This window comes from Pantoea sp. ICBG 1758 (assembly GCF_002928325.1).
Taxonomy (GTDB): Bacteria; Pseudomonadota; Gammaproteobacteria; order Enterobacterales; family Enterobacteriaceae; genus Pantoea; species Pantoea eucrina.
Genome location: NZ_POWL01000004.1, coordinates 278244 through 298697, shown reverse-complemented (window position 1 = coordinate 298697; position 20454 = coordinate 278244). Strand labels below are relative to the sequence as shown.

19 protein-coding genes are annotated in these 20454 nt (G+C 55.2%); 9 read left to right on the top strand and 10 right to left on the bottom strand.

From position 1 onward, the window contains the following. Nucleotides 1-42 precede the first annotated feature (42 nt). Nucleotides 43-1362, bottom strand: coding sequence for a D-serine ammonia-lyase (locus tag C1Y41_RS15155; protein ID WP_104085761.1), 1320 nt, complete (start codon nucleotides 1360-1362; stop codon nucleotides 43-45). A 211-nt stretch (nucleotides 1363-1573) separates the two neighbouring features. Between C1Y41_RS15155 and dsdC the strand changes: the two genes are divergently transcribed. The 3 genes from dsdC to umuC all read left to right on the top strand — a co-directional run bounded on the left by dsdC (nucleotide 1574) and on the right by umuC (nucleotide 4264). Continuing rightward, nucleotides 1574-2497: a DNA-binding transcriptional regulator DsdC gene (gene dsdC, locus C1Y41_RS15150; protein WP_255402145.1), complete on the top strand. Its 924-nt coding sequence runs from the start codon at nucleotides 1574-1576 to the stop codon at nucleotides 2495-2497. Between the two features lie 124 nt (nucleotides 2498-2621). Next, a complete protein-coding gene (locus tag C1Y41_RS15145) occupies nucleotides 2622-2999 on the top strand; it encodes a S24 family peptidase (protein WP_104085760.1) in 378 nt (125 codons plus the stop codon). Nucleotides 3000-3001: 2 nt separating this feature from the next. After that, nucleotides 3002-4264, top strand: a complete 1263-nt coding sequence (gene umuC / locus C1Y41_RS15140) for a translesion error-prone DNA polymerase V subunit UmuC (RefSeq protein WP_094110791.1) — start codon at nucleotides 3002-3004, stop codon at nucleotides 4262-4264. A 46-nt stretch (nucleotides 4265-4310) separates the two neighbouring features. On the opposite strand, the gene C1Y41_RS15135 is transcribed toward umuC, so the two are convergent. After that, a complete protein-coding gene (locus tag C1Y41_RS15135; RefSeq protein WP_233207443.1) occupies nucleotides 4311-4982 on the bottom strand; it encodes a metalloregulator ArsR/SmtB family transcription factor in 672 nt (223 codons plus the stop codon). Between the two features lie 110 nt (nucleotides 4983-5092). On the opposite strand from C1Y41_RS15135, the gene C1Y41_RS15130 reads away from it, so the two are divergent. After that, nucleotides 5093-6517, top strand: a complete 1425-nt coding sequence (locus C1Y41_RS15130; protein ID WP_104085758.1) for an MFS transporter — start codon at nucleotides 5093-5095, stop codon at nucleotides 6515-6517. 102 nt (nucleotides 6518-6619) lie between these two features. Here C1Y41_RS15130 and C1Y41_RS15125 read toward each other — a convergent pair whose 3' ends face one another. Both C1Y41_RS15125 and C1Y41_RS15120 read right to left on the bottom strand, forming a co-directional pair. Then, the gene (locus C1Y41_RS15125) at nucleotides 6620-7018 is read right to left on the bottom strand and encodes a response regulator transcription factor (protein ID WP_104085757.1); all 399 of its coding nucleotides are present in this window, start codon (nucleotides 7016-7018) and stop codon (nucleotides 6620-6622) included. A 537-nt stretch (nucleotides 7019-7555) separates the two neighbouring features. Further along, nucleotides 7556-8473 carry an AraC family transcriptional regulator gene (locus C1Y41_RS15120; protein ID WP_040113733.1) on the bottom strand — a complete coding sequence of 306 codons (918 nt, stop codon included), beginning with the start codon at nucleotides 8471-8473 and terminating at the stop codon, nucleotides 7556-7558. A gap of 158 nt (nucleotides 8474-8631) precedes the next feature. On the opposite strand from C1Y41_RS15120, the gene C1Y41_RS15115 reads away from it, so the two are divergent. Then, nucleotides 8632-9366 carry an SDR family oxidoreductase gene (locus C1Y41_RS15115; protein WP_104085755.1) on the top strand — a complete coding sequence of 245 codons (735 nt, stop codon included), beginning with the start codon at nucleotides 8632-8634 and terminating at the stop codon, nucleotides 9364-9366. Between the two features lie 58 nt (nucleotides 9367-9424). Here the strand turns inward: C1Y41_RS15115 and corA are convergent, their stop codons facing one another. The 3 genes from corA to C1Y41_RS15100 form a co-directional block, all read right to left on the bottom strand. Continuing rightward, nucleotides 9425-10429 (bottom strand): magnesium/cobalt transporter CorA, encoded by a 1005-nt coding sequence (gene corA, locus C1Y41_RS15110; protein WP_094110794.1) that lies wholly within the window; start codon nucleotides 10427-10429, stop codon nucleotides 9425-9427. Nucleotides 10430-10549: 120 nt separating this feature from the next. Further along, nucleotides 10550-10870: an AzlD domain-containing protein gene (locus C1Y41_RS15105; RefSeq protein WP_040113737.1), complete on the bottom strand. Its 321-nt coding sequence runs from the start codon at nucleotides 10868-10870 to the stop codon at nucleotides 10550-10552. Next, the gene (locus tag C1Y41_RS15100) at nucleotides 10860-11534 is read right to left on the bottom strand and encodes an AzlC family ABC transporter permease (protein ID WP_071668113.1); all 675 of its coding nucleotides are present in this window, start codon (nucleotides 11532-11534) and stop codon (nucleotides 10860-10862) included. The genes C1Y41_RS15105 and C1Y41_RS15100 overlap by 11 nt, the downstream gene beginning before the upstream one ends. Before the next feature lie 101 nt (nucleotides 11535-11635). Between C1Y41_RS15100 and C1Y41_RS15095 the strand changes: the two genes are divergently transcribed. Then, nucleotides 11636-12184, top strand: a complete 549-nt coding sequence (locus C1Y41_RS15095; protein WP_040113746.1) for a helix-turn-helix domain-containing protein — start codon at nucleotides 11636-11638, stop codon at nucleotides 12182-12184. Nucleotides 12185-12281: 97 nt separating this feature from the next. On the opposite strand, the gene C1Y41_RS15090 is transcribed toward C1Y41_RS15095, so the two are convergent. The 3 genes from C1Y41_RS15090 to C1Y41_RS15080 form a co-directional block, all read right to left on the bottom strand. Further along, a complete protein-coding gene (locus C1Y41_RS15090) occupies nucleotides 12282-13592 on the bottom strand; it encodes an MFS transporter (protein ID WP_071668114.1) in 1311 nt (436 codons plus the stop codon). A 111-nt stretch (nucleotides 13593-13703) separates the two neighbouring features. Further along, nucleotides 13704-14303 (bottom strand): NTP transferase domain-containing protein, encoded by a 600-nt coding sequence (locus C1Y41_RS15085; protein WP_104085754.1) that lies wholly within the window; start codon nucleotides 14301-14303, stop codon nucleotides 13704-13706. Between the two features lie 54 nt (nucleotides 14304-14357). Further along, a complete protein-coding gene (locus tag C1Y41_RS15080) occupies nucleotides 14358-15734 on the bottom strand; it encodes an aldehyde dehydrogenase family protein (protein ID WP_071668116.1) in 1377 nt (458 codons plus the stop codon). A gap of 397 nt (nucleotides 15735-16131) precedes the next feature. Between C1Y41_RS15080 and C1Y41_RS15075 the strand changes: the two genes are divergently transcribed. The 3 genes from C1Y41_RS15075 to C1Y41_RS15065 all read left to right on the top strand — a co-directional run bounded on the left by C1Y41_RS15075 (nucleotide 16132) and on the right by C1Y41_RS15065 (nucleotide 20272). Further along, nucleotides 16132-17067, top strand: a complete 936-nt coding sequence (locus C1Y41_RS15075; RefSeq protein WP_040113754.1) for a RepB family plasmid replication initiator protein — start codon at nucleotides 16132-16134, stop codon at nucleotides 17065-17067. Between the two features lie 1026 nt (nucleotides 17068-18093). Then, complete coding sequence (locus tag C1Y41_RS15070; protein WP_104085753.1) at nucleotides 18094-19293, top strand: AAA family ATPase; 1200 nt, start codon at nucleotides 18094-18096, stop codon at nucleotides 19291-19293. A gap of 7 nt (nucleotides 19294-19300) precedes the next feature. After that, nucleotides 19301-20272 carry a ParB family protein gene (locus tag C1Y41_RS15065; protein ID WP_071668118.1) on the top strand — a complete coding sequence of 324 codons (972 nt, stop codon included), beginning with the start codon at nucleotides 19301-19303 and terminating at the stop codon, nucleotides 20270-20272. Nucleotides 20273-20454: the final 182 nt, after the last annotated feature.

The window sequence follows — 20454 nt, the reverse complement described above, 5'->3', positions numbered from 1 at the left end:
GCGGCAGGGCAGCTCGCGTGACTGCCCTGCTGCATGGGTTTATCAGCAGCTGGCTTTAGCGAGGTAGCGCTGCATTTCATCAGCAGGAACCATGCCGCCACCTGTCGCCCAGACAAGCTGCGTGGCCTGCTGCAGCTGCTGCGGAGTGATACCCTGCTGTGCCAGATAAGCGGGGCTTGCCGCGATGCGCTGCGGCCCCCGCATGCCCGCCAGCGCGGAAGGTTCCAGCTGAATACCTTCCGTTTCATCCAGCATGGCAAGCAGCGTAAACAGGGTGCGATCGCTGAGCGTATAGCAGCCGTCGATCAGCTGCGCCATCGCCCGGCCGACAAAGCCGGAGGCGCGGCCCACCGCCAGTCCATCCGCAGCGGTTTTATTGTCGATACCGATATCCTGCACCGCAATACCATCGTGCAGGCCGGTGCTCATTCCCAGCAGCATACAGGGTGAATGGGTTGGCTCCGCAAAAAAGCAGTGAACGTTATCGCCAAAAGCCAGCTTCAGGCCAAAGGCGACGCCTCCCGGGCCGCCACCCACGCCACAAGGCAGATACACAAAAAGCGGATGGGAGGCATCCACAGTAATGCCTTTCTCCTTCAGCTGCTCTGGCAGGCGCAGGCCGGCAACGGCATAGCCCAGAAACAGCGTGCGTGAATTTTCATCATCAATAAAGAAGCAGTCGGGATCGGACTCCGCCGCTTTGCGGCCCTGCTCCACGGCGACGCCGTAATCCTGCTCATACTCAATCACGTGCGCTCCACGCCTGCGCAGCAGCGCTTTCTTCCACTGACGCGCATCTGCCGACATATGAACGGTAACGTGAAACCCGAGGCGGGCACTCATTATGCCGATCGAAAGGCCCAGGTTGCCCGTTGAACCTACTGCTATTTTATGCTGGCTGAAAAACTGACGGTGCGCCGGAGAAAGCAGCTGGCTGTAGTCATCGGCTGGCGTAATAAGCCCCGCCTCCAGCGCCAGCTTCTCTGCGTGCGCGAGAACTTCGTAAATGCCGCCGCGCGCTTTGATGGAACCTGAAACGGGCAGATGGCTATCTTTTTTCAGCCAGAGTCTGCCTGGCAGCGGCGCACGCTGCGCCAGCCGCGCCTGCATCGCGGGTAGAGGTACCATATCTGACTCAATAATACCGCCGCTTTCAGCCGTTTCCGGAAAGGCGGCGGCGATCAGCGGAGCGAAACGGCGCAGGCGGGCTTCGGCATCTTCAGCCTCTTCACGCGTCAGTCCCGTATGCAGGAGCCCCCTCTCTGCCGTCGTCACCTGATCGTTAAACCAGATGGTTTCACGTAGCGCCCTCAGATCGCTTACCGCCGGTACAGACCGGAGTTTTTCAGTTAAATCAGTCATGGTTACTCTCATTCAGCCCGACGCATCAAAAGAAAACAGAGCGTTATTTATATGCACGCGGCTGCGCGGTGACAAACGATGGTTTTTCAACTTAACATGAGCTCAGCTAACTCAACAGGCGAGCACGCATTGTGCATTTTTATCTGCAACGTCCACGCCGGTTAAATAACTAATCGCTAAATCAGCAGCTTAAACAGTAAAGGTGAAAAATGTGTTCTCTGAGATGCGTGAAATAGAGGGTGGCCAGCTGGGACGTCTTTTCACCTTTGAAGCCGCTGCCCGCCACGGCTCGTTTGCCGGAGCGGCGGCGGCGCTGGCACTGACGCCCAGCGCTGTCAGCCACCGTATCAGCCAGCTGGAAAGAGAGCTCGGTATCTCGCTGTTCACCCGTTTACACCGCAGGGTGCTGCTGACCGAAGAGGGTGAGCGGATCTTCAATGCCATGAGTACCTCACTCGACTACCTCAACCGGGAAATTCAGGGCATCAGAAATCAGGGATCCAGCGGAAGGCTTACGGTTTACAGTCGCCCGTCGTTTGCGCACGCCTGGCTTGCACCGGCGGTGGCCTCTTTTCTGGAGCAAAACCCCGCTATCGATCTCGTTATTAATACCGGAAACGAACCGGTCGACCTGCATAAAATGGGTGCCGATCTGGCCATCTGTTTTGATGCTGACGTGCCGGACAGATTTCACCTGGACCCGCTGATGGATGAACATATTATTCCGGTTTGCAGCCCGCGCTACGCTGCACAATTCAGGCTGACGGACTGCCCGGAGAATCTCCGGAGCTGTCGCCTGCTGCACGATCGTCAGGCGTGGAGTATCGATTCCGGAGAAAATGAGTGGCGGTTGTGGGCAGCGCATTTTGACGTGGATATTACGGCAGCGCGCCGTGCCGAATTCGATCAGGCAGAGCTTGCGGTTGCTGCAGCGATAAACCATGCCGGCATCGCGATGGGACGTAAGGCGCTGGTGAAACAGCGTATCGCCTCTGGCGAACTGATAACGCCTTTCCCGCGCCTGGCGCTGCTGTGCAGCGAACGGTATTACATCGCTACCCGCGCCGACAGACGCTGGCCAAAAACAGAAACCTTTATCCGCTGGCTGCAGGAAACCGTGGCGAAAGAGAAATAATTACGCTCATAGTATCGTCACGCTGGCAGAGCAGGATCACGGCGTAAACCGCGCTATTTTTAAGCAGATCGGGTATAATAGCCGGACACTTGCCCACCCTTTTTATCCTCAGCGAAACAGGCATATGGCATTTCAGAATCCGGCTCAAAACTTTATCGAAGCGCGCCTGAACCTGGGTGATATCGTCTCGCTGTCGCCCTGGTCCACCTACCTGATGCGCAGTGATACAGCCTGCCCGGAGGCGGGTATCGTCAAAGGCTCAGTGCTGGCAGTTGATCGGGCACTGACGCCGCGGCACGGTCAGATTATTGTGGCGGAATTTGAGGGTGAACTGGTGCTGCGCAGGTTGCTGCTGAAACCCGTTCCGGCGCTGCAGTCGCTGGAGAGGTCCGATGCTATCGTTCTGCTCGACGAGAACCAGCTGCTGCCGGTGTGGGGCGTGGTGGCTTATGCGCTCAATGATATCGCGGGCCAGGGTTTCACCGGGCCTGCAGGAGAATAGGTATGTTTGCGCTTGCTGATGCCAACAATTTTTACGCCTCCTGTGAAACCATTTTCAGGCCCGATCTGCGCGGCAAACCCGTTTGCGTGGTATCAAATAATGATGGCTGCGTGATTGCTCGTTCAGCTGAAGCAAAGCGCATGGGTATAAAGATGGCCGCCCCCTGGTTTAAGCATGAACGCTATTTTCGTGACAATGGCGTACACGTTTTCAGTTCTAACTATGAGCTTTATGGCGATATGTCGGCGCGGATGATGGCAATACTCGATGAGATGGCTGCCGGGCAGGAAGTTTACTCTATCGATGAAAGCTTTCTTGATGTCACGGGCATTAGCAGTTATATGCCGCTGGAGCGCTTTGGTCAGCAGATGCGCGAGCGCGTTCGCCAGGAAACCGGCCTGACCATAGGCGTAGGCTTTGGCCCGACCAAAACGCTGGCCAAGCTGGCGAATCAGGCGGCCAAGCAGTGGACGAAAACAAACGGCGTGGTCGATCTCTCCGATCCCCTGCGCCAGCAAAAATTGCTGCAGCTGACGCGCATTGGCGATATCTGGGGTATTGGCTGGCGAATCGCTCAGCGTCTGGAAGAGATGGGGATCACCACCGGGCTGCATCTGGCAGAAAGTAATACCAGTACGATCCGCAAAAAATTTGATGTGATTGTTGAGCGCATTGCACGCGAGCTGCGCGGCGAATCCTGTCTGGCACTGGAGGATGCGCCGCCGCCAAAACAGCAGATCGTTAATTCACGCTCTTTCGGGCAGCGCATCACGACGCTGGATGATATGCAGCAGGCGGTTATGGCCTATGCGACCCGGGCTGCTGAAAAGCTGCGCCAGCAGGGCTCCCGCTGCCGTCATCTCACCGTCTCTGTGACGACCGGCCGCTATGGCGACGATCCCAGGTACTCTGCTACCGCGCCCGTCAGCTGGCAATATCCAACGGCGGACACGCGTGACATCGTCGCCTTTGCTTTGCAGGGGCTGAACGCTATCTGGCGCGACGGCTTTCGCTATGCCAAAGCGGGCGTAATGCTGAGCGACTTCTGGCAGTCAGGCAGCACGCAGTTTGATATGTTCAGCCAGCAGCAGCCGCGTGCCAATGCGGATGCGCTGATGACCGCTCTCGACGCCATAAACCGTTCAGGGAAAGGCAAAATCGGTTTCGCCAGCCAGACGACAGGAAACCAGGCGTGGCAGATGAAACGCAACATGCTCTCACCCCGCTATACCACTCGCCTGGCTGATATCCCTGTGATCCGATAGCAGGCTGTCGCCTCCGGCGAGTCAGTCTGCTCCTGCGCATCAAACCTTACTCTGCAGCGTGCTCTGTGAACGGCGTAATGCGGTAAGCGCAGCGTCGCGCCTGCTGCAGAATATGTTCAACGCGCTCGACTTTCGCCTCCAGCACCTCGCTGAACAGCATCAGTTCAGCGCGGCAGAATCCCTGACAGGCGGCGGCAGCGGCGCAGACAGGACAGTGATTCTCAATCAGCAAGAGCGTTCCGTCATCCTGCTCCTCGTACTCTGCCATATAGCCCTCCAGCGACCGCAGTGCCGCCAGCCGCGCCACCCGATCCCGCAGATCGACAGCATCCTGTAGCTCACGCTGGTAAGCGGCGCGGCTGCTCTGTTCGCGCAAATCTATCAGGTGATCGATCGCCTGTTCACCAAAAGCGTGCCGTACCGTATCCAGCAGCTGCACCGTCAGCGTCGCATGGGAATCCGGAAACCGGCCGTGGCCCGCCTGCGTCAGCGTCCAGAACTGCCCCGGACGTCCAACTCCTTTGCTGCGGGAGAACGACTCTATCAGCCCTGATGAGGCAAGTTTGCTGAGTTGCTGGCGTGCCGCTTCAGCCGTCATGCCCAGCGTCTCTCCCGCCTCAGCAGACTGCAGTGGCCCGCGCGTTTTCAGCAGATAAAGCAGGCGCTCTGGTGTTGCCTGTGCTCTATCGCCCGAGTTTAACAAGCGATTGCTTGACAAAATATTTTACCCTCTTTAATAATCCAAGCGTTGTCTTGTTTTATTAATGTAATGGATCCCGCTGCGCTCAGCAACGGGGCATATGACGCAACGCATGCCGGGAGGCTTATATGTCGTCAGGACAGGAAGGAAGCTGGAGTGAATTACTGGGAGGCAAAAACCTGTTTTTTGCTATTGCGCTTTCAGGCGGCGTTGCACTGCACGCCATTAATGTTTACATCGCCACTACGGTGCTTCCCTCCGTCATCAGGGAGATAGGCGGACTCCACCTCTATGCATGGAACACAACGCTGTTTGTCGTCGCCTCAATACTGGGCTCAGCGCTGACCGCGCGTCTGCTGGCGGTGACGGGCGCGCGACAGGCCTATCTGCTGGCGGCGCTGCTTTTTATCGCGGGTAGTCTGGTCTGCGCACTGGCGCCCGCTATGCCGGTAATGCTGGCAGGTCGGGCGCTACAGGGGCTGGGCGGTGGTTTTCTGTTCGCGCTCTGCTATGCCATGATCTATGCCGTTTTTGAGGAAAAGCTCTGGCCGCGCGCGATGGCGCTGATCTCCGGCATGTGGGGCGTGGCGACGCTTCTGGGCCCGGCGGCCGGAGGAATATTTGCTGAAATGGACGCCTGGCGCATGGCGTTTGGCATACTGATCCCCGTCACGCTGAGTTATATGCTGCTGGTGTGGCTGATTTTCCCTGCTCATAATCGTACCGATACTTCCCACACCGGAAAGCTCCCCTGGATGCAGCTGCTGTTACTGGTTGCGGCCGTTATGACCGTGAGCGCAGCGAGCATGTCCTCTGACATTGCGGTGAATATAGCCGGGATATGTGCGGCGGTTATTCTGCTGCTGCTGTTAATTCGCCAGGAGTTTATCAGTGAAACACGCCTGTTACCGCGTAATGCGCTGCGCCTCAGCTCGCCTCTGCTGGCGCTCTATATCACCATGGCGCTGCTCATCATCGGTATGACCAGCGAAACCTTTGTACCCTATTTTCTTCAAATCCTGCATGGGCAGACGCCGCTGATCTCGGGCTATGTGGCGGCGCTGATGGCCGCAGGCTGGACGGTATCGGAGATCTGGAGCTCCGGCTGGCAGACGCGGGGCATTAAGCGCGCAATTGCCGCAGGACCGGCGCTGGTTCTGGCGGGTATGGTGCTACTGGCTATTGTGACTCCGCGCTCAGCCAGCAGCGACGGACAGATACTTGTGCTGATCGGGACAGGACTGGCGCTGATTGGCTTTGGTATCGGGCTGGGCTGGCCCCATTTACTGACGCGCATCCTGCAGGTGGCTCCCGCAGACGATCAGGATGCAGCAGCCACCTCCATCACTACGGTTCAGCTGTTTGCTACGGCTCTGGGTTCTGCCATCGCCGGTATGCTCGCTAACGCCGGAGGCCTGTCGGCGCCGGGGGGAATCGCTGGCGCCTCCTCTGCGGCCTGGCTGCTTTTTGCCGTTATGGCAGCCGCCCCGCTGCTCTCTCTGCTGAGTGCTAAAAAGGTGCTCACCGGATTTAAGCAGCAGAAAACCAGCTAAAGCCGGAGCGCCTCTGACAGTTGTCAGAGGCGCTTTATCTGGCGCAGAACGTTATGCGTAATACAGACGTTACCGACGGGCTGAGCGAGATAACAGAAAGCGTCAGCCCTGCTGCACTGCACGCTGTTCGCTCTCATTCATCGCGCGATGCAGGGTTGCAAGCAGCGGTTCAATGTCGAGCGGCTTGGTAAAAATATCAAACGTTCCCTCCTGAAACGTGCTGCGGCAGACGTCAAGCGTACCATACGCGGTCATAAGGATAACCGGCAGCAGCGGATGACGGGCGCGCTGTTCGGTCAGCCAGTTAAGCCCATCCATGCCGGGCAGCCGCACATCCACCAGCAGACAGCCGCGCAGCGGCAGCGCTTCTGCACTGGCAACGGCGTCGAATGTCGCCAGATCGCCGAAGTCAGCCACCTCGTAATCTACGGTTTTCAGCAGAAATCCCAGCGACTCCCTTACTGACAAATCATCATCCACTAACCACACTTTCGCGCTCATTCCATTACTCCGCCACCGGGAAAATTAACGTTATCTCTGCACCATATCTGGCGCGATTTATCAGCACCCGCTGACCGTTCAGGTACAGCGCCGGGCGCATTTGCAGAAAAACCTGGTACTGACTGGCGAAGACAGATTGCGGCTGCCAGCCTCTATTTCAGAAAAGTTCGTAGCCTGCCTCAGGGTTGTTCTTCCGTTATCGTGCAGCAGAAGCGACATGTTGCCGTAAGGCTGCAGTGCAATAAGAGAGGTCAGCCTGAACGATAAAAAGTGCCTGCAGCATGGCTGACAACAGCCTGCAGCACGGCTGCCGGAAACCTGTCGCGCGCAGCGCAATGCGCTGTTCCTGAGGCGGCAGCGGTGCTTCACTTAAAGATGCGCGATCTTTTCATATCCCTTCCCGGAACGCCATCGGCACAAGTCTGGATAACGCAGCCGCCAATACCACGAATAACTGGGGGATTCGCTTTAAAACATTCAGGCTTCTTTCTGTGGCAGGGGGTGATGCTCAGTCAGCCGTTACCCGCGTGCAGGGTGCTAAAACAGGTCGTATGGTTCGGCTGGCAGCAGCGTAAATGCCCGTTTCATTATGCGCGCCTCCTCTGCCGGACTGCGGCCAAACAGGCGTTTAAATTCGCGGCTGAACTGTGAGTCACTTTCGTAGCCTGTACGCGCAGCTGCCCCGGCTGCGGTCAGGTTCTGCTGGATCAGCATCAGTCGTGCACGATGTAAGCGCAGTGATTTAAGATACTGAATGGGTGAAGTTTGTGTAACGGTTTTAAAGTGCAGATGAAAACGCGGCACGCTCATGCCCGCCTCACGGGCAAGTTGCGTAACGTTTATAGGCTGCTGCCAGTTATCATGGATTTGCTGTAGCGCCCGGGCAATGCGGCCAAAATGGCCCTGATACGCCAGCGCGGCGCGTACAGCGGCACCCTGCTGCCCCATCAGAATGCGAAAGCAGATCTCTTCCACACGGGCCGGCCCCAGTATCCGCGCCTCAAGCGGATCCCGTAATGCCTGAAGCAGTGCCAGCGTACTCTGTAGCAGTGTGCTATCCAGCGGCGTGGAGATAATAGCAGCCGTCGCCCTCTCTTCACCCGCAGGCTTTGCCGGCACCTGCGCGATGAGTTTCGCCAGTACGTTAACGTCAAAACGGATCGCCAGGCCCAGCAGCGGCTCAGCGGACGTCGCTTCAGTCTCCGCTGAGAATGGCAGAGGCACAGATAATACCAGATAGTGTTGCGCGTCATAGCGGTAGACATTATCCGCCAGAAAGGCACGCTTAGCGCCCTGGCAGATAATGATGATGCCCGGCTCATAAAGTACCGGCGTGCGCGCCCACTGCTGATTAGCCCGCATAAATAACACGCTATCCAGCAGGGATTTTGTATATCCCTCCTGCGGTGCCAGCTGGTTAAGCAAAGTGCAAATCTGCTGTTGCACGTCATTCATCACACGTTCTCCCGGATAGTTGAATTCCTGCTTAGTCACAAGGCGCAGCGCGCGGCTCGCTCTGCGAGAGGATCAGGCAAAGATGCGCAGTGAATAGGTCTGTTGACGATTGCGGCATTTTTCAACAATAGCAGGGTACTTCACACGAGGAAAAAAAGATGACTGATGCAAAAGCGAAAGTAATTATTCTGACCGGCGCCAGCAGCGGTATCGGTGAAGCCATCGCCCGCTATCTGGCCAGGCAGGGCCACAGGCTGATCCTTGGTGCACGCCGGGCCACACGTCTGGCATCGTTGTGTGATGAGCTGCAGCAGCAGGGTGCCCGGATAGATTATCTGACGACAGATGTGACGCAGCGCGCTGATACACAGGCATTAGCCCGTCTGGCCATTGAAAAATATGGGCGGATTGATGTGATGATTAACAATGCGGGCGTGATGCCGCTCTCTCCGATGGCTTCACTGAAAGTTGAAGAGTGGGACCAGATGCTGGATGTTAATGTGCGCGGCGTGCTTTACGGCATCGCTGCAGTACTGCCCGCAATGCAGCAGCAGCAGGCGGGGCACATTATCAATATCGCGTCAATCGGGGCGCTTACGGTCTCACCCACCGCGGCGGTTTACTGCGCCACTAAATTTGCCGTCCGCGCTATTTCTGAGGGATTACGGCAGGAGTCGTCCGCTCTGCGCGTTACCGTTATCAATCCAGGCGTAGTGGAATCTGAGCTGGCTGACAGCATCACTGACGATGTGGCCCAGGAGGCAATGCGCAGCTTTCGGGCTATCGCCCTTAAACCGGAATCGATAGCGCAGACGGTCAGCTGGGCTATCGATCAGCCTGGCGAGGTTGACGTCAGTGAAATCACGCTGCGCCCTACTGCCAGCCCGTTTTAAGCCATAAAAATTCTGGCGATTTCAGGCTGAAATTTCAGGCATCGACGCGCGGGCGTCGTTATAACCAGCCCGCGCGCTTCAGCCGCCACCACATAATGCAGCAGATAAGCAGCGTTGATCCCAGCGCCACCGGATAACCAAAATGGCTGTGCAGCTCCGGCATGTCGGAAAAGTTCATGCCATACATACTGAATACAATTGTTGGCACAATCAAAATGGCGCCCCAGCCCGCCAGCTTCTTATTCACTTCACTTTGCTGTACAGAGACCAGCGCGAGGTTGACCTGCATAGCACTGGCCAGCGTTTCACGCATATCTTCTGCATCGATCATGACGTGATGCGCGTGATCCTGCACATCGCGCAGATAGGCGCGCAGATTTTTTGGGATAATATCTTCATGGAAACGAACCAGCTGCGGACAGATTTCAGTGACCGGCATCGCGGCGTTGCGCAGCGCCAGCAGCTGGCGTCGCAGATGGTAGACCTGCTCCAGCGCGTGGTTATCAAAGCGCGTGGAAAACATCCCATCTTCGAGATTACCGATACGCTCGCTGAGCGTTTGTGTGATTTTACTGTAGTTGTCTACGATAAAATCGAGGATACAGTAGAGTGCATAGCCTGGCCCCTGGCACAGCATGGCGTGATTCTTTTCCGCTTTTTCCCGGATTGCGGCATAGCCTTCCCGCGATCCATGGCGTACCGTAATCAGGAAATTTTTGCCCAGAAAGAAGTGCGTTTCACCAAACGTGATGTGCTGCTGCGCCTGCATATACGCCGTTTTGACCACGATAAATACCGATTCGCCATACTGTTCAATCTTAGGACGCTGATGCGCCAGCAGAGCATCTTCGATCGCCAGCTCGTGCAGCCCGAATTCCTCCTGCAGCTTTTGCATAAAAGCGGGTTCGGGCTGGTATAACCCAAGCCAGACGAACGATTTATCTTCTTTCAGGATATCGCTGATCTCTGCAACATCGACATGCTCTTGCCGCTCGCCATGACGATAGACCACGCAGTTGACGATCTCATCTGCATGATTGTCGGTTCGTTCCTGCTTTTCCATTTTTGCCTCAATCCTGCTCTGGCTTACTCTGTCGCTCTCTGAAGGGATCCGGAAGCGACGCCTTATACTGTTAGGGTAGCAAAAGCCGTGGCAGGCGGATATTGCCAGCCTGAAAAGTCGTTACGGCACGCCCAGATAACGCAGTAATCCCGTCATTGCTGCGGCTCCTGCGATAACCAGAATCAACGGCGTCCGTCGCCATGCCAGAAAAACAGCAAACAGAACGCCTGCTACCCGTGCGATGCCGGCAAAGTGCGTTCCTTCAAACAGTGCGGTTGTGACCGCCACCGCCAGCAACAGGACCGTGGCAGCATCTGACAGCATATTGCGCGTTTTTTCTGACATCGGCAGCCGGCTGCCGAGACGGTATCCGGCAAAACGGATAGCGTACGTTCCGACGGCCAGCAGCGCGATACCGGCAATGACCAGACTATTGTCCATCTTTACGCTCCCGCCAGCTCAGCAACCCCAGCAGGGAAAAGAGCACCGGCATTCCTGCCGGTACAAAAGGCGTGACCGCGACAGAGAGTGCGGTCCCGGCCAGCGCCGGAATGCGTGTCCGCCGTTTGCGCAGCGCCGGAAAAATCAGCGCAATCAGGATCGCCGGGAAAACCGCATCCAGCCCGATGGCGGAAACGTCAGGAATAAAGCGGCCAATCATGGCGCCGCCGATAACGGTGAGTGGCCAGACCGCAAAAATACCGAGTCCGCACAGCCAGTAGGCAACCCGGCGCTGCTGCAGTCCCGGTTGCGAGATACCAAATACCACGCTCTCATCGTTCATGATATGGCAGCCAAGGAGGCTGCGGCCTCCCTGCCCCACCAGATCTTTTACCGCAATGCCAAACGGCAGATGGCGCGCATTGACCAGCAACCCGGCGGCGGCGGCAGTGAGCGGGCTTCCGCCACCAGCAACAACGCCGATAAACAGAAATTCCGAAGCGCCTGCCAGCACCAGCGTAGAGAGCGCTATCGGCACCCAGAGCGGAAAACCCTGTGCAGCGGCCAGCGAGCCATAGGAGAGGCCCACAATACCGTCTGCCAGACAAACCAAAACAATCGCTTTTATCACGCCGCGATCAAGCACGTTAATCCCCGCACGCATCACATATTGATCTCATACCGAACAGTAAAGACAGTATAATGAACGTTCAGAAATTGTTTTACAAGATGAACAAACGTTCGATAAAACGAACAGGAGCTGCTGTGACACCACCGATTGATACTATTGCCGCCGGGCTGATCCGCGAGCGGCAGCGTGCCGGACTTTCACTGACTGAAGTGGCTCGCCGTGCGGGTGTGGCAAAATCAACGCTCTCACAACTGGAAGCGGGCAACGGCAATCCCAGTATCGAAACCCTCTGGGCGCTCTGTGTCGCGTTAAATATTCCTTTCGCCCGCCTGCTGGAACCAGAGGTAAAACGTCTGCAGGTTATTCGCAAAGGTGAAGGGATGATTGTGTCGGCTGAACTGGCTGATTATCAGGCGGCTCTGCTCGCCAGCTGCCCGCCAGGCGGGCGACGCGACCTCTATCTGGTGACCAGTCAGCCAGGCGCGCCGCGCGCTTCAAAGCCGCATCCGCCCGGTTCGGTTGAGCACGTTATCATTGCCCGCGGGCGGGCCAGGGTAGGACCCAGCGATGCGCCGGTGGAGCTGAATCCTGGCGATTACATCTGCTATCCCGCTGATGAACCCCACGTGTTTGAAGCACTGGAAGCCGATACCATGGCGGTGCAACTCTCTGAGCAGAACTGATATCGCCTGAGCCTGAATAAACGCGTCCTGCCTGACGTGTACGCAACGTTCACTGTAATCAGTAAAGCGCGCCCGTAACAGGCGCGCTTTATGGCGATCAGCGATTGACCAGTTTTGCCGGCAGTGCCAGCACCAGCAGGCAGCTGAGCAATAAACAGGCAGCAAACAGCCACAGCGCCCCGTCGCTGCTGCCGGTCATATCCAGCGCGATTCCCATAACAGAATTACTGACCAGGCCTGCAATATTGGCAATTGAGCAGGCGAGCGCAAAACCTGCGGCGGCGGCAGTACCGGTCAGAAAGGTTGCGGGCAGGCTGAAGAAAACCGGCACGGCACCAATAATCATCGCCTGCGCAATGGAAAATAGCAGCACGGTTACAGCCACATTACTGCTCCAGAAGGGCGCGCAGGCCATTGCGGCTGCACCGATGATAAATGGAACAATAATATGCCAGCGGCGTTCGCGCAGCCTGTCTGAGCTGGCTCCAATCAGCAGCATGCCAGCCAGCGCGGCCAGACTTGGGACCGCCGTAAGATAACCAATCGTGGTGAGATCGGTGGAGCCTGCTTTTTTCAGCAGCGTCGGTAACCAGAAGCCCATTGCGTAAGCGCTAAGCAGTATGGAGAAATCGATTCCGCCCAGCATCACTACCCGCAAATTAAGCAGGCCATCCCGCAGCCGGTGTTTCGCCTCAGCAGCTTCGCCCGCATCGCTGCGGAGTTCATCAGCAATGACCTGTTTTTCCTGAACGCTCAGCCAGGATGCCTCTGCCGGGCCATCCGGCAGCATTCGCAGCGTCATCAGCCCCAGCAGAATACTCGGCAAGCCCTCCAGCAGAAACAGCCACTGCCAGCCATGTAGCCCGTGCAGTTTGTCGAAGTGCGTCATGATCCAGCCTGATAGAGGGCCGCCGATGATACTGGAAAGTGGCAAACCCAGCATAAACAGCGCAATAATGCGGCCGCGTCGCCATGAGGGAAACCAGCGGGTCAGATAAAACAGCACGCCCGGCAGAAACCCTGCTTCTGCCACGCCCAGTAAAAAGCGGATCGTATAGAACTGACCGGGAGTTTTTACCAGCAGGGTTAACGCCGAGAGCACTCCCCAGCTGATCATGATCCGCGCGATCCAGATCCGTGCGCCGGTGCGTTGCAGAAACAGGTTGCTTGGCACTTCAAACAGAATGTAACCCACAAAAAACAGACCCGCACCCAGACCAAACGCCGTTTCGCTTAGCGCTAAGTCGCTTGCCATCTGCAGCTTGGCAAAACCAATATTAATGCGATCCAGGTAGGCTGCCAGATAACACAGGCAGAGAAACGGGATCAGTTTTAACGTTATTTTTCGATAGATGGCGGCACTTTCCCGCCGCGACTGGATTACTGAAGGATCGGCTACTGCGCTCATCACTCTCTCCGCGTACCATGACTCTGAACAGGGACGGTCAACCGGGTAGTGTGTCACCCGTTCGCATAAATATGACCGCGCGAGAGTAGCGGTAATTATCACCCTGCGCCACTACTTCCTGCGGCGGGCGAGCGGCGTGGCGGTAACGGGGAGATCGGCGTCGCGGATCACGCCAGCGTGTCCCTGCAAACGCAGCAGGCGCGCGGTATCAAGCAGCGAGCGGGCGCCGCTGTCCCCTTTTAACTCACTAAGTGCCGGGCCATATTCTGCCGCAAAGCCTACCGGGTGGCCGGGTTTGTTCTGCCAGCAAAAACGGGCCTGGGAGGCCCCTTCGGAGAGTGCGCCGGCGATACTCTGATGATCTTCTGCAGTAACCCATGCCATATCGCCGGGCTGAATCAGCCAGCCAGACCAGTGCGGCACAGCGCGAACGGCAGCGGCAATCGTCTCGCCGCTGCCTGCACTGCTGACACACAGCACCGGTATCGCCTGCGCAGCAGCCAGCGCCCGTATTGCGGTATATTCAGGTCGCGTTACCAGCAGAAGCGGCAGCCCGCTGCGTTGTGCTGCATGCAGCGTCATACCGAGCACAGGATGGGGTGTTCCGGTGCTGTCAGGCAAGAGGGCAAGCAGCTTATTGCCTTTTCCGCCCGCCTGCTGAAAACGTGTTCCCTGCCCTGCTGCAAGGATGATAATGCCCGGACTTTTCATGTTGCTGGCTACCTGAAAATCGTGAGGCGCACAGTATTGCGCGCCTCAGGGCAGTTAGCGACGGTTTTTCCATACTGTCTGGATATTGCAGAACTCGTGTACGCCAAAACTGGAGAGCTCACGGCCATAGCCGCTCTTTTTAACGCCGCCAATCGCGACGCGCGGATCGGATGCGCCGTTGCCGTTGATAAATACCGCTCCTGTTTCCAGCCGCTCTGCCAGCCAGCTGGTCACCGACTCATCGCGGCTCCAGACGGTGGCACTCAGACCGAAATCGCTGTTGTTAGCCAGCGCAAGGGCGTGTTCTGCATTACGCGCCGTAGTGATTGCCGCGACCGGGCCAAATATTTCCTGCTGAAATGCTGTCATCTCCGGCGTCACATCAGCCAGAATGGTAGGGGCATAGTAATTTCCTTCCCCCTCAATTTTATGACCGCCCAGCACCAGACGTGCGCCCTCTTTGAGCGTTTGCTGCACCTGCCCATCCAGTTCATCACGCAGATCGTAGCGTGCCATCGGACCGATAAAGGTCTGCTCATCAAGCGGATCGCCAATTTTCAGTGCGGCTACGGCCTGGCTGAAACGCGCTTCAAACTCGGCGGCGATACTCTCTTCGATGATAAAGCGCTTCGCTGCCATGCAAACCTGTCCGGTATTCTGATAGCGGCCCACAACGGCTGAAGCGACAGCAGCGTCAAGATCTGCGTCGGCCAGTACGATGAAAGGATCGGCACCGCCCAGCTCCAGTACTGTTTTCTTCAGTACCGCACCGGCCTGTGCTGCGATAGCGGCGCCTGCGCGTACGCTCCCGGTGACTGCAACGGCTGCAACGCGTGAATCGCTGATTGCTGCTGAAACGCCGTCGTTATCCGTATTGATAACGGTAAAAGCACCGTGCGGCAGTTCTGTTGCCTCAAACAGTTCAGCCATCAGATAAGCCGATCCCATTACGCTGGGTGCATGTTTTAACAGATAGGTATTGCCGGCAAGCAGCATGCTGACAGCGCCACGCAGCACCTGCCAGTAAGGAAAATTCCACGGCATCACAGCCAGTATGACGCCTAGTGGTCTGAATGACTGCCACGCCTGCTGACCTTCTACCGGAGCTGGTTTATCAGCAATCATGGCCGGGCCATGTTCGGCATACCAGTCACATAAGCTGGCACATTTCAGGACTTCTGCACGTGCCTGGGCAACAGGTTTACCCATTTCCCGTGTTGCCATAGTGGCCAGTTCATCCTGACGCTGACGCAGCTGTTCACCCAGCTGGCGCAGTACCTTCACACGCTGTTCAATCGTTGTATTACGCCACAGCTCAGCGGCTTCAGCGCTTTGTGCAAGAGAGCGATCAAGTTCCTCAGCGGTCTGGAGTGGATACGTTGCGAGAATGGCACCCGTTGCAGGATTACGTGAAATCACATGGTCAGTCATCAGAATTCCTCAGTACATTGCTGTTGATCGTGCCTGTTACGATACGCCCGATTACTATTGATATAAAATGAATAATATTGAGCAAGTTGTTCTCTAATTGAAATCAACTAAGAACGGGTCTCTATAGTGGGATCCTGAGTTATCCACTTATACATAAACCAGATCCCAATAAGAGATCATAAAGAGATCAAAGATAGATCCTAAGAGATCCCCGATCGTCGCAGGCCGCACCACACAAGGCCTCAAAGGGTGATCATGTTCACTATAATCAGTAAAGCATTCACTGTAATCAGTGCTATATTCACTGTACTCTGTGGAATATTCACTATAATCAGTGCTAATGTTCACTGTAATCAGAAAACGATCCCTTTCATCCACAAAATGAAGATCTCATGCCATGGCAGACAAAGAGAGTAAAAACAAGGCGTTACTGGAACCTTTTCTGTCGGTGACAAAAAACAGTGGCGAAGTTATCCAGCTCCATCCTAACAAGAATAATACTGTCCAGCCTGTGGCACTGATGCGTCTGGGATTGTTTGTTCCCACCCTTAAATCCACTGCTCGCGGCAAATCCGGGGCTATGGCCTCCACTGATGCGACCAAAGAGCTGAAAAACCTCTCGCTGGTAAAAGCGGAAGGGTATGAGAAGATCACCATAACCGGTGCCAGACTGGATATGGATAACGATTTCAAAACCTGGGCAGGGATTATTCAATCTTTCTCCCGTTATCCGACCAAAGGCGACACGGTCACGCTACCTTTTATCGATTTCGTTAAGATGTGTGGTATTCCGTCAGCGAACTCCTCTGCAGCCCTGCGCAGGCGCCTGGATGCCTCATTACGGCGCATTGCAACCAATACGCTCTCTTTTGAAGGTAACGGCAAGGCTTATCATACTCACCTTGTACAATCTGCCTATTACGATCGGGAAAAAGATCTGGTTCGCATTCAGGCCGATCCGAAGCTGTTTGAGTTATATAACTTTGATCACAAGGTTCTGCTTCAGTTGCGGGCCATTTCGCGCCTGAAACGTAAAGAGTCTGCTCAGGCGCTCTATACCTATCTGGAAAGCCTTCCTGTTAATCCGGCCCCTATCTCGCTGGCGCGACTGCGTATGCGTCTTAACCTGGGATCGAAAACCACCACGCAGAACCATGTGGTGCGGCGTGCTATGGAGCAGCTGAAAGAGATAGGCTATCTCGACTATTCCGAGATTAAGCGTGGACGTTCAGTGTTTTTCATCATCCATAGCAGGACGCCCAAGCTGGATGGTATCGGAAATCTGGAGAGCATCGACGTGCTGGATGAGATCGAGTTTGACGACGAGTCGTGATGTTCACTGTAATCAGCAAAACATCTTTTCCCGCCGCTGTGCCGTATCAGCCGTGCAGCGCTACTCTGCTCCTTAATGTTCCCCATGCAGGCTGGCTGTTCACTGTAATCAGTAACGTTCACTGTAAACAGTAGACTTCTTTAGCCAGGCTGGGAACAATCAGGCACGGTATGCACCAGACGTAGCATAAATTGATAGTAAGCACTAACATATCTTTTCAGGCAGCTTAATCCCGCTCTGTTTACTGATTACAGTGAACGCCTGCTAACCCTCTGCCCTGCCCTGCTGTGACCACTGTATAGAGGACACAGCTGCTGTTCACTGTAATCAGCAGAGGGCCAGATAGCGTTACGACAGCTGAAAGCAATACCTTTTACGGCCCGCTCTATTGCCCAGGCCGCCTGCGGACCTGTCTGCTGATTATAGTGAACGCTGCCAGCGATAAGACGGGCCGTTACTGACTACAGTGAATGTGGCCAGGCTTTAATGCAGTGAGAGCGGGCATCCGCTACTGATTACAGTGAACGTGCTGCGTATAGACGATCCAGGTGCCGGTGATGCTAAACGACCGCGTTCTGTGGCTCTCCTGATTACAGTGAACGTTACAGCCAGAGAGAGGCTAATTTGCCGGAGAATGCTGACTACAGTGAATGCTGCCGAAGAGGGTCTCCTCTGTTTTTAACAGCTGACTATTGACTACAGTGAACGTGCAGAGAGATACCGGCCAGAGCCTGCTTCACACAGCGTGTTTGCAGCAGCCTGCAGTGAATCTTTTACTGATTACAGTGAACGCTGCGCCCTCATTTACTGATTACAGTGAATCTTTGGACTTCCGACTTATATCTGAACGCCTGCAACTTTACGTTTGCTGATTACAGTGAACGTTTAGCGGCTACTGATTACAGTGAATGCTGCGGGCAATACATTCTGCAGGCATAATTAAGCATTCCGGTTTACAGGATAAGTAATTGCCTTATGTGCAGGATTTAAGTATAAAGTCATAAATCCTACATGTGTGGAGCAGGTATGGCTAATGATGAGAAGCAGATTCTGAAGGTTGCTCAACGTTCAGAAAGAATGCTGATGAGTCTCACCGAGCAGATTCAGGCACAAAAAGAAGAACTCAAAGAAAATACGTTTTATCAGGTCTATGCGAAAGCCGCGCTGGCTAAACTGCCAAAACTGACGCGCGCCAGCGTTGATTATGCGGTCAATGAGATGGAAGAAAATGGCTACGTGTTTGATAAACGCGCTGCCGGCAGCTCCACCAAATATGCGATGTCGATTGAAAACATTGTCGATATCTACCATCACCGGGGCGTACCTAAATATCGCGATCGCCACGCGGAAGCCTATACCCTCTTCGTTGGCAATCTGAAAGGTGGCGTCTCCAAAACGGTCTCAACCGTCTCGCTGGCACATGCGCTGCGGGCGCATCCGCATATGCTGTTTGAAGATTTACGTATTCTGGTCATCGATCTGGATCCGCAATCTTCGGCCACCATGTTTCTGAATCATGAACGTTCAGTGGGTCTGGTAGAAGCCACTGCCGCCCAGGCGATGCTGCAGAATGTCAGCGGCGAAGAGCTGAAAAGCGACTTTATTGTGCCCTCAATCATCCCGGGCGTGGATGTACTGCCCGCTTCAATTGATGATGCGTTTATCGCTTCACGCTGGGAGGAGCTTTGTCATGAACACCTGCCAGGGCAGAACGTGCACGCTGTGCTGTATGAAAACGTTGTGGCAAAGCTCAAAAAAGATTATGACTTCATTTTTATTGATAGCGGCCCGCATCTGGATGCGTTTCTCAAAAATGCGATTGCTGCTTCTGATTTGCTGATGACGCCCGTTCCGCCTGCGCAGGTCGATTTTCATTCGACGCTCAAATACCTTACCCGACTGCCTGAGCTGGTAGAGATTATTGAAGCCTCAGGGGCTGAATGCCGGCTGCAGGGCAATATCGGCTTTATGTCGAAACTCTCCAACAAAGCCGATCATAAGATGTGCCACAGCCTGGCTAAAGAGATTTTCGGTGGCGATATGCTGGACGCGGCGCTGCCGCGGCTTGACGGATTTGAGCGCTGCGGTGAGTCGTTTGATACGGTGATTTCAGCTAACCCTTCTACCTATGTGGGCAGCAGTGAGGCACTGAAAAACGCGCGATCGGCTGCAGAGGATTTTGCCAAAGCCGTATTTGACCGTATTGAATTTATTCGTTTGAACTGAGGTTAAGATGAGCGCAAAACGCATTACTATTGGCCGTACTTTCAGCCAGTCACCTCTGCAAAATGAACACACTGCTGCAGAACATACGCAAACGTTTGTGCTGAATACCGGCAAACGCGCGCTGTTCTCACTTCAGCACGTCTCTGCCCGCGATGTGGAAGCAAAGACTTTTGTCGTGCAGGAGACCAACGGTCGCGACCAGTCTGGCCTGACGCCAGAATCGCTGCGTGACATCATTCGTACGATCAAACTGCAGCAGTTTTTTCCCGCCATCGGGGTAAAGCGCGGTGAGCGCATTGAAGTACTTGATGGCTCCCGCCGTCGCGCTGCCGCGCTGTTCTGCAAAACGGGTCTGAGCATACTGGTGACTGATGAGGATATCTCTGCCGAAGAAGCACGTCGCCTGGCTCAGGATATTCAGACTGCGCGTGAGCATAATTTGCGTGAAGTAGGTCTGCGCCTGCTGGCTCTAAAGCAGAGTGGCCTGTCGCAAAAAGAGATTGCTGAGCAACAGGGACTGTCACAGGCTAAAGTGACACGCGCCTTACAGGCCGCGAGTGTGCCGGCTGAACTGATCATGCTGTTTCCTAACCATGCTGAACTCGCCTATCCGGACTATAAGCTGCTGCTGCAGGCATGTGAAAGGCTTCAGGAGAAGCAACAGAGCATAACCACGCTGGTAGAGACTATCAGCGCGGATATTGATGAGATTGCCTCTGAAGATGGTCTGGCTGAAGATGAAGTGAAGAATGCCATTTTGCGTCTGGTGCGCAATGGCAGTAACGCACTGCTTGAGGCTCCGGGAAAAGAGAAAGTCGTGACGACGTCGCTCTGGGACTTTGCTGACAAAGATCGCTTTGCCCGGAAAAAATCCAAAGGGCGCACCTTCAGTTATGAATTTAATCGCCAGCCTAAAGAGCTACAGGATGAGCTGGATAAGGTCATCAGCAGCACGCTTGCTAAATATCTGGAGCAGTAACCATACCGCCTGCGGGCGGTTTATTTGCTTTCGCCACCCCTTTTTCACGCCTAAGTGATTGTCAGTTATAGATTTGAGCTAAAAATTTCAGCCTGAAATCGCCACTGTTTCAGGCTGTTTTACGTAACAAAAGAGAGCCTTTATCCGGCAGGATGACGCATTCCGTTACAACCGCACCCGCA

Excerpts from the sequence above, each read along its gene's own strand:
- C1Y41_RS15155 (WP_104085761.1), bottom strand. The coding sequence starts at position 1,362 with ATGACTGATTTAACTGAAAAACTCCGGTCTGTACCGGCGGTAAGCGAT.
- C1Y41_RS15145 (WP_104085760.1), top strand. The coding sequence starts at position 2,622 with ATGGCATTTCAGAATCCGGCTCAAAACTTTATCGAAGCGCGCCTGAAC.
- umuC (WP_094110791.1), top strand. The coding sequence starts at position 3,002 with ATGTTTGCGCTTGCTGATGCCAACAATTTTTACGCCTCCTGTGAAACC.
- C1Y41_RS15130 (WP_104085758.1), top strand. The coding sequence starts at position 5,093 with ATGTCGTCAGGACAGGAAGGAAGCTGGAGTGAATTACTGGGAGGCAAA.
- C1Y41_RS15125 (WP_104085757.1), bottom strand. The coding sequence starts at position 7,018 with ATGAGCGCGAAAGTGTGGTTAGTGGATGATGATTTGTCAGTAAGGGAG.
- C1Y41_RS15120 (WP_040113733.1), bottom strand. The coding sequence starts at position 8,473 with ATGAATGACGTGCAACAGCAGATTTGCACTTTGCTTAACCAGCTGGCA.
- C1Y41_RS15115 (WP_104085755.1), top strand. The coding sequence starts at position 8,632 with ATGACTGATGCAAAAGCGAAAGTAATTATTCTGACCGGCGCCAGCAGC.
- corA (WP_094110794.1), bottom strand. The coding sequence starts at position 10,429 with ATGGAAAAGCAGGAACGAACCGACAATCATGCAGATGAGATCGTCAAC.
- C1Y41_RS15105 (WP_040113737.1), bottom strand. The coding sequence starts at position 10,870 with ATGGACAATAGTCTGGTCATTGCCGGTATCGCGCTGCTGGCCGTCGGA.
- C1Y41_RS15100 (WP_071668113.1), bottom strand. The coding sequence starts at position 11,534 with ATGCGTGCGGGGATTAACGTGCTTGATCGCGGCGTGATAAAAGCGATT.
- C1Y41_RS15090 (WP_071668114.1), bottom strand. The coding sequence starts at position 13,592 with ATGAGCGCAGTAGCCGATCCTTCAGTAATCCAGTCGCGGCGGGAAAGT.
- C1Y41_RS15085 (WP_104085754.1), bottom strand. The coding sequence starts at position 14,303 with ATGAAAAGTCCGGGCATTATCATCCTTGCAGCAGGGCAGGGAACACGT.
- C1Y41_RS15080 (WP_071668116.1), bottom strand. The coding sequence starts at position 15,734 with ATGACTGACCATGTGATTTCACGTAATCCTGCAACGGGTGCCATTCTC.
- C1Y41_RS15075 (WP_040113754.1), top strand. The coding sequence starts at position 16,132 with ATGGCAGACAAAGAGAGTAAAAACAAGGCGTTACTGGAACCTTTTCTG.
- C1Y41_RS15070 (WP_104085753.1), top strand. The coding sequence starts at position 18,094 with ATGGCTAATGATGAGAAGCAGATTCTGAAGGTTGCTCAACGTTCAGAA.
- C1Y41_RS15065 (WP_071668118.1), top strand. The coding sequence starts at position 19,301 with ATGAGCGCAAAACGCATTACTATTGGCCGTACTTTCAGCCAGTCACCT.